Raw genomic sequence first — 6980 nt, forward strand, 5'->3', positions numbered from 1 at the left:
TAAGAATTCAGTTTTATAACTTTATCTGCAGTCCTGAAGTCAGCAACTCAGGACTTTGCAATTACCAGATGACCAATTTAAGGAAAACCAAATGACCGACCATACCGCAACATTGAGCTTTATTGCGACTCCGAGTAATAGCGTGAGTGGCGATATTACTATCCCCGGCGACAAATCTATTTCGCATCGCTCAATAATGTTTGGTGCTATGGCTGACGGTGTTACCCATGTCACTGGCTTTTTACCGGGCGAAGATTGTTTAGCAACAATGAAAGCGTTTAAAGCCATGGGCGTAAACATCGAAGGACCAGATGAAAATAACAACGTGACCATTCATGGCGTTGGCGTTGATGGTTTAACCGTGCCCACTGAGCAAATTAACATTGGTAACTCGGGTACGTCAATCCGATTAATGTCAGGTATTTTAGCCGGGCAAAGCTTTGCCAGTACCATGGCGGGTGACAGCTCGTTAAATAAACGTCCGATGATGCGAGTGGTAAATCCGTTAAAACAAATGGGCGCAAATATCAGCGCGGCCAGTGATGGCACGCCGCCGATTGTTGTTGACGGCGGTGCTAAACTAACGGCTATCGATTATCAATTACCTATGGCAAGTGCCCAGGTGAAATCTTGTGTACTATTGGCCGGTTTGTTTGCTGAAGGTACTACCACAGTAACAGAGCCAGGCATTACTCGCGATCACACCGAGCGTATGCTACAAGCCTTTGGTTACGAAGTGATAACCGAAGGCAATAAAATATCGTTAACTGGCGGTGGTCGTTTAACCGCGTGTGATATTAACGTTCCAGGTGATATTTCATCATCAACATTTTTTATTATTGCCGGACTTATTGCCAAGCAAGGTTCTTTAACCCTGCGTAATGTAGGTATGAACCCAACCCGAATCGGTGTGTTAAACATTGTAAAACAAATGGGGGCGAATATTGAAATAACCAACGAACGCCAAGCTGGTGCAGAGCCTGTAGCCGATTTAATTGTACATGCATCGGAACTGCACGGTATAGACATTGAAGAATCGGATGTACCGCTTGCTATTGATGAATTCCCGGCTATATTTATTGCCGCAGCTTGCGCGAAAGGCATTACCCGTTTAAGAAATGCAGAAGAGTTACGCGTTAAAGAAAGTGATCGTATTCAAGCCATGGCAGATGGCCTGGAAATATTGGGGGTGAATTGTACTGTGGTAGCCGATGGTATCGATATTGTTGGCGGAACAATAGGCGCTGGTACGGTTAATTCTCATGACGATCATCGAATAGCTATGTCTTTTGCTATTAGTTCACTGCGCTCTAGTGGTACAATTACCATCTTAGATTGCGAAAACGTTGCTACATCTTTCCCAAGCTTTGTGCGTTTAGCCAACGAAGTGGGTTTAAAGATTGATACACAAAAGTAAAAAACGTAAAAGAATAAAAATTTAATAGGAAAATTTCATGAATGAACAAATTCCTCTAATTACCATTGATGGTCCCAGTGGCGCTGGTAAAGGAACTGTCGCCAGAATAGTTGCCGAACAACTGGGCTGGAACTTACTCGATAGTGGTGCGATATACCGCGTATTAGCGGTTGCGACTCAGCACCACGATATCAGTGTTGAAGAAGAAGATGCGATTATCCCATTAGCATCGCATCTGGATGTTGAATTTAAAATCGTTGAAGGTGACGACTCGCGTATCCTTTTAGAAGGTGAAGATGTCACCGATGTTATCCGTACGGAAGAAGTCGGAGCCGTCGCTTCAAAAGTGGCAGCTTTTCCTCGTGTTCGTGAAGCGTTATTGCGTCGCCAGCGCGCATTTAAAGAGGCTCCCGGTTTACTCGCCGATGGCCGCGATATGGGCACCGTGGTATTTCCGGATGCTCCGGTAAAAGTGTTTTTAACCGCAAGCGCAGAAGAAAGAGCAAATAGACGCAAATTGCAGTTGCAACAAAAGGGTGTTGATGTTAATATCGGGCGCCTTTTAAACGACATACGTCAACGGGATGAGCGAGATCAAAACAGAACGGTCGCGCCATTAGTTCCGGCAAAAGGTGCGTTAATCGTCGATTCTACCGAATTGAGCATAAGTGAAGTGGTGGCTGAAATCCTCAACTTTGCTAATGATAAGCTTTATTAATCAGTAATTTAACTGATTTTTAAGACTTACAACTAACGTAAATTACTTTATATTTTTAGAGCTTACTGTACGGACACACTGAGCTAACTTAACAACCCCATGAAACAATGACGTTGATTGGATTAATAACTGAGTTTATAGACAAGTTATGATGGAAAATTTTGCACAGCTTTTCGAAGAAAGCTTAAAAGAAGTCGAAACCCGCCCTGGATCAATCATCAAAGGTACTATCGTACGTATTGAAAAAGACAATGTTCTTGTTGATGCTGGCCTTAAATCTGAAAGTGTTGTTTCAATTGATCAATTCAAAAACGCAGCTGGTGAAGTTGAAGTTAGTGTTGGTGATCAAATTGATGTATCTCTAAAAGCCACTGATGATGGTTTCGGTGAGACTATTCTTTCTCGTGATGATGCTAAGCGTCACGAAGCATGGCAGTTCCTTGAGAAAGCCTACGAAGAGAAAGAAACTGTTGTTGGTGTTATCAACGGCAAAGTTAAAGGCGGCTTCACTGTTGAAGTTAGCAACATCCGTGCTTTCTTACCAGGTTCTTTAGTAGATGTTCGTCCTGTACGTGACACTGCTCACCTTGAAGGCAAAGATCTAGAATTTAAAGTTATTAAGCTTGATCAAAAGCGTAATAACGTTGTTGTATCTCGTCGTGCTGTTATCGAATCAGAAAGCAGTGTTGAACGCGATGCATTACTTGAGTCTTTACAAGAAGGCCAAGAAGTTAAAGGTATCGTTAAGAACCTTACTGACTACGGTGCGTTCGTTGACCTTGGCGGCATCGATGGTCTACTACACATTACAGATATGGCTTGGAAACGTGTTAAGCACCCAAGTGAAATCGTTAATGTTGGTGACGAAATCCCGGTTAAAGTATTGAAGTTCGACCGTGAGCGTACTCGTGTATCTCTAGGTATGAAGCAGTTAGGCGAAGATCCATGGGCAGCTATTGCTAACCGTTACCCAGAAGGTTCTAAACTTTCTGGTCGCGTAACTAACTTAACTGACTACGGTTGTTTCGTTGAAATTCAGGAAGGCGTTGAAGGTTTAGTTCACGTTTCTGAAATGGATTGGACTAACAAAAACATCCACCCATCTAAAGTTGTTAACTTAGGTGACGAAGTGGAAGTTATGGTTCTGGAAATTGACGAAGAACGTCGTCGTATTTCTCTAGGTCTTAAACAATGTATCCCGAACCCATGGGAAGAGTTCGCTAAGAACTTCAACAAGGGTGACAAAGTTTCTGGTAAGATCAAGTCAATCACTGACTTTGGTATCTTCATCGGTCTTGAAGGTGGTATTGACGGTCTTGTTCACTTATCTGACATTTCTTGGAATGGCGGTGAAGAGACAGTTAGCGCATACAAGAAAGGTGATGAAATTTCAGCTGTTGTATTACAAGTTGACCCTGAGCGCGAGCGTATCTCTTTAGGCGTTAAGCAAGCTGAAGACGATCCATTCAACATGTATTTAGCTGACAACAAGAAGGGTGCTATCGTAACTGGTACTGTAATCGAAGTTGACGCTAAAGGTGCTAAAATTGATTTAGCTGAAGGTGTTGAAGGTTACTTGCGTGTTGCTGATATCTCAGCAGATCGTATTGAAGATGCAACTACTGAGCTTAAAGCTGGTGATAGCGTTGAAGCTAAGTTTGTTGGTGTTGATCGTAAGAACCGCACTATCAGCTTATCAATCAAAGCGAAAGATCAAGCGGAAGAACGTACTGCAATGGATAACTTAAACAAAGTAGAAGATACTGGTTTAAGCGCGATGGCAGAAGCCTTCAAAAACGCTAAAAACTAAGAACAAGTTAATTTTTTAAATTAATTTTACTAGTTTTAACCGAAAAATAAAAAAGCCGCTACCTATAGCGGCTTTTTTGTATCAAAATTATAGAGTTACGCCTTTACTAGTCATTACTCAATAGTCTACACTATGATTTATAGATAAGCAGAACTCACGACTAAAGTGCTAATTTCAAGTGGAGGTCAAATGACCAAGTCAGAACTCATAGAAAAATTAATTGATAAACTCGATCATTTGTCAGCTAAAGATGTTGAAAATGCGATCAAAGAAATTTTAGAAATGATGGCCGATACCCTTGAAAAAGGTGATCGCATTGAAATTCGTGGTTTTGGCAGTTTTTCACTTCATTACCGTGCCCCACGAGTTGGCCGTAATCCGAAAACCGGTGAGTCGGTTGATTTAACCGGTAAATATGTACCGCATTTTAAACCAGGTAAAGAGTTACGCGAAAGAGTAAACCTTTCGTTAGCGTAAAAAATTAGCTGAAATAAAAACTGGGGTCAGAGTCAGGTTTATAACGTATAACCTGACTCTGACCCCAGTTTTTCTATTTTTTTTGCTGAAATTGCAATCATTTAGCAATATACTAAGAAGCATTACATCGCCAATCAGAGAGCCATACCTTGAAATTATACTTATCTGTTTTAGTCCTCTTTGTATTTTTGGCAATTGCCTTTATTTTTGGCAGCCAAAATGAACAGATAATTGAACTCAATTATATCATTGCCCGCAGCAATATCAGTGTCGCCATGGCGGTAAGTATTTTTACTTTTATCGGCTTTATTATTGGTATGTTTACCATGTTTAGCTTTATCTTAGGTCGGCGCATTAAACGGTTTAAAAACAAGTCCTCAAAACTGCAAGCTGCAGCCATAAGTAAATAACCCCGATGTTTGAGTTACTCTTTCTCTTACTGCCCGTAGCCGTTGGTTATGGCTGGTTTATGGGACGAAACAGTATTAAGCAGAAAGATCAAAATGCGAAAAGTTCGCTATCGATCAAATATTCCACTGGGTTAAATTATTTATTGTCTAATCAGCAAGATAAAGCGATGGAGTATTTATTGGAAGCGTTAACGGTGGAAGATGACACCGTTGAGGCGCATTTTGCCATGGCCAATCTGTTTCGCCGTAAAGGTGAGTTGGACAGGGCACTTAAAGTCCATGAACACCTGGTCAGGCAACCTATGTTGTCTGATAAAGAAAAGCAACAGGCGCTGTTTGAACTCGGCAGAGATTTTTACAGTGCCGGATTATATGACCGCGCCGAAACCCTGTTTCATAAGTTATTAAAATCGAAAACTTATGGCATTAAATCGTTAACCTACTTAATGCAAATTTACCAATCAACCAAAGATTGGCACCGTGGCATCGATTTAGAAAAGTCAGTATTAAAATCAAAAGATAAGAAGCTTAAACACGTTTTAGCAAACTTTTATTGCGAGTTGGCCAATATTGCCATTAAGGACAACGAATACATAAAAGAGTTGGAATTATTGCAAACCGCGTTAGAGCTTGACCCTAAATCGAGCCGGGCCAATTATGTCATGGCACAGGTTTTTGAAAGCAGTGAGCAATATAATGATGCTTGCCGTTGTTACAGGGAAATTTTTTATCAAGATCAGGAGTTTTTTCCTGACGTTATTGATAAAATGCAACACTGTTATCAGCGCAGTGATATTGCTGATGAATTTTACCCTTTTATTAAGCAGGTTTTTGATAAAACCGGTAGCACTAGTGCCTTGATAAAGTATTTAGAGTTTATTGAGCAAACTCAATCGAAACAAAAAGCAGAAGAGTATATCTTGTCTGCACTAAACCGCCGGCCAACCATTCGCGGCTTTAAGCACTTTGTTAAGATGCAACTTAATGAAAACTTAGACGATAAAACACATCAAAGTTTGGATGTGATCAAAGAATTGGTGGCCGCCTATTTAAATATCAAACCACGATATAGTTGCAAAAATTGTGGTTTTAACAGTTCGGTTCATTACTGGTCTTGCCCATCTTGTCATGATTGGGAGCAATTAAAACCAGTAAGAGGCCTGGAAGGAGAGTAAAAATATGTCTGATGCCAAAGTTGTTGTGGCGCTAGATTTTGCAAAACAAAAGGATGCACTTGCCTTTGTTGATAAAATTCAGCCAAGTGATGCAAAATTAAAAGTAGGAAAAGAAATGTTTACTCATTTCGGCCCCCAGTTTGTTACTGGCTTAGTGGATCGTGGTTTTGATGTTTTTTTAGATCTAAAGTTTCACGATATTCCAAATACCGTTGCCAAAGCCGTTTCTGCAGCAGCCGATTTAGGGGTCTGGATGGTAAACGTTCATGCTAGTGGTGGTTCAAAAATGATGAGCCAGGCAAAACTTGCCTTAGATGCCTACGGTAAAGATGCACCATTGTTAATTGCTGTGACGGTATTAACCAGTATGTCGAGTGATGATTTAGCTGAACTGGGAGTCAATGCTACTCCTGAACAGCATGTGCTAAATTTGGCTCGGTTAACTCAACGGGCAGGACTTGATGGTGTAGTGTGCTCAGCGCAAGAAGCCGAAATGCTAAAAACGAACTTAGGCCAAGAATTTAAGTTGATAACGCCAGGTATACGTCCTGTAGGCGCTGCTGTTGATGATCAAAAGCGCATTATGACACCACCGCAAGCCATAGATTTGGGCGTTGATTATTTAGTCATAGGGCGGCCGATAACCAAAGCTTCTGATCCACACCAGGTATTGCAGGATATAAATAGATCGATTCTTGGTTAAATATCGCTAACGCAAAAATACACGCCCTTGAGTTTATAACTTGAGGGCGTTTTTTATGCTGCGGGGAACGGGGAACGGGGAACGGGGAACGTGGAGACATTGTTTCTAAGCTCGTTTTGAATCTAGGAGGTCCCGACCTTCGTCGGGATGCCTGTTATTAGCTTTTGTCAAATTTCTAAGCTGGAAAAGCTATGTTTGGATCATATTTTTTGTGATTCACCATTATCTGGTACGCTATCCTCAATATCTTTTTCGCAAGAATGCAAAGTG

The 6980-nt window shown here is 41.1% G+C and carries 7 protein-coding genes; all 7 read left to right on the forward strand.

Going from position 1 to position 6980, the window contains the following annotated elements:
• Nucleotides 1-91: 91 nt before the first annotated feature.
• Nucleotides 92-1417, forward strand: a complete 1326-nt coding sequence (gene aroA / locus ND16A_RS06870) for a 3-phosphoshikimate 1-carboxyvinyltransferase (protein WP_052073153.1) — start codon at nucleotides 92-94, stop codon at nucleotides 1415-1417.
• A gap of 37 nt (nucleotides 1418-1454) precedes the next feature.
• Nucleotides 1455-2135: a (d)CMP kinase gene (gene cmk / locus ND16A_RS06865; protein ID WP_033078117.1), complete on the forward strand. Its 681-nt coding sequence runs from the start codon at nucleotides 1455-1457 to the stop codon at nucleotides 2133-2135.
• Between the two features lie 148 nt (nucleotides 2136-2283).
• Nucleotides 2284-3945, forward strand: a complete 1662-nt coding sequence (gene rpsA, locus ND16A_RS06860) for a 30S ribosomal protein S1 (RefSeq protein ID WP_033078118.1) — start codon at nucleotides 2284-2286, stop codon at nucleotides 3943-3945.
• Between the two features lie 189 nt (nucleotides 3946-4134).
• Complete coding sequence (gene ihfB, locus ND16A_RS06855; protein WP_033078119.1) at nucleotides 4135-4422, forward strand: integration host factor subunit beta; 288 nt, start codon at nucleotides 4135-4137, stop codon at nucleotides 4420-4422.
• Between the two features lie 149 nt (nucleotides 4423-4571).
• Nucleotides 4572-4832, forward strand: coding sequence for a lipopolysaccharide assembly protein LapA domain-containing protein (locus ND16A_RS06850; protein ID WP_033078120.1), 261 nt, complete (start codon nucleotides 4572-4574; stop codon nucleotides 4830-4832).
• Between the two features lie 5 nt (nucleotides 4833-4837).
• On the forward strand, nucleotides 4838-6007 hold the full coding sequence (gene lapB, locus ND16A_RS06845; protein ID WP_033078121.1) for a lipopolysaccharide assembly protein LapB: 1170 nt from the start codon (nucleotides 4838-4840) through the stop codon (nucleotides 6005-6007).
• A gap of 4 nt (nucleotides 6008-6011) precedes the next feature.
• Nucleotides 6012-6710 carry an orotidine-5'-phosphate decarboxylase gene (pyrF, locus tag ND16A_RS06840; RefSeq protein ID WP_033078122.1) on the forward strand — a complete coding sequence of 233 codons (699 nt, stop codon included), beginning with the start codon at nucleotides 6012-6014 and terminating at the stop codon, nucleotides 6708-6710.
• Nucleotides 6711-6980 lie beyond the last annotated feature (270 nt).

Origin of the sequence: Thalassotalea sp. ND16A (assembly GCF_000764205.1) — a bacterium.
Taxonomy (GTDB): Bacteria; Pseudomonadota; Gammaproteobacteria; order Enterobacterales; family Alteromonadaceae; genus Thalassotalea_A.

What these genes read in the sequence shown, in the direction of transcription:
- ihfB (WP_033078119.1), top strand. Translation starts at nt 4,135, where the DNA reads ATGACCAAGTCAGAACTCATAGAAAAATTAATTGATAAACTCGATCAT.
- cmk (WP_033078117.1), top strand. Translation starts at nt 1,455, where the DNA reads ATGAATGAACAAATTCCTCTAATTACCATTGATGGTCCCAGTGGCGCT.
- lapB (WP_033078121.1), top strand. Translation starts at nt 4,838, where the DNA reads ATGTTTGAGTTACTCTTTCTCTTACTGCCCGTAGCCGTTGGTTATGGC.
- aroA (WP_052073153.1), top strand. Translation starts at nt 92, where the DNA reads ATGACCGACCATACCGCAACATTGAGCTTTATTGCGACTCCGAGTAAT.
- rpsA (WP_033078118.1), top strand. Translation starts at nt 2,284, where the DNA reads ATGATGGAAAATTTTGCACAGCTTTTCGAAGAAAGCTTAAAAGAAGTC.
- pyrF (WP_033078122.1), top strand. Translation starts at nt 6,012, where the DNA reads ATGTCTGATGCCAAAGTTGTTGTGGCGCTAGATTTTGCAAAACAAAAG.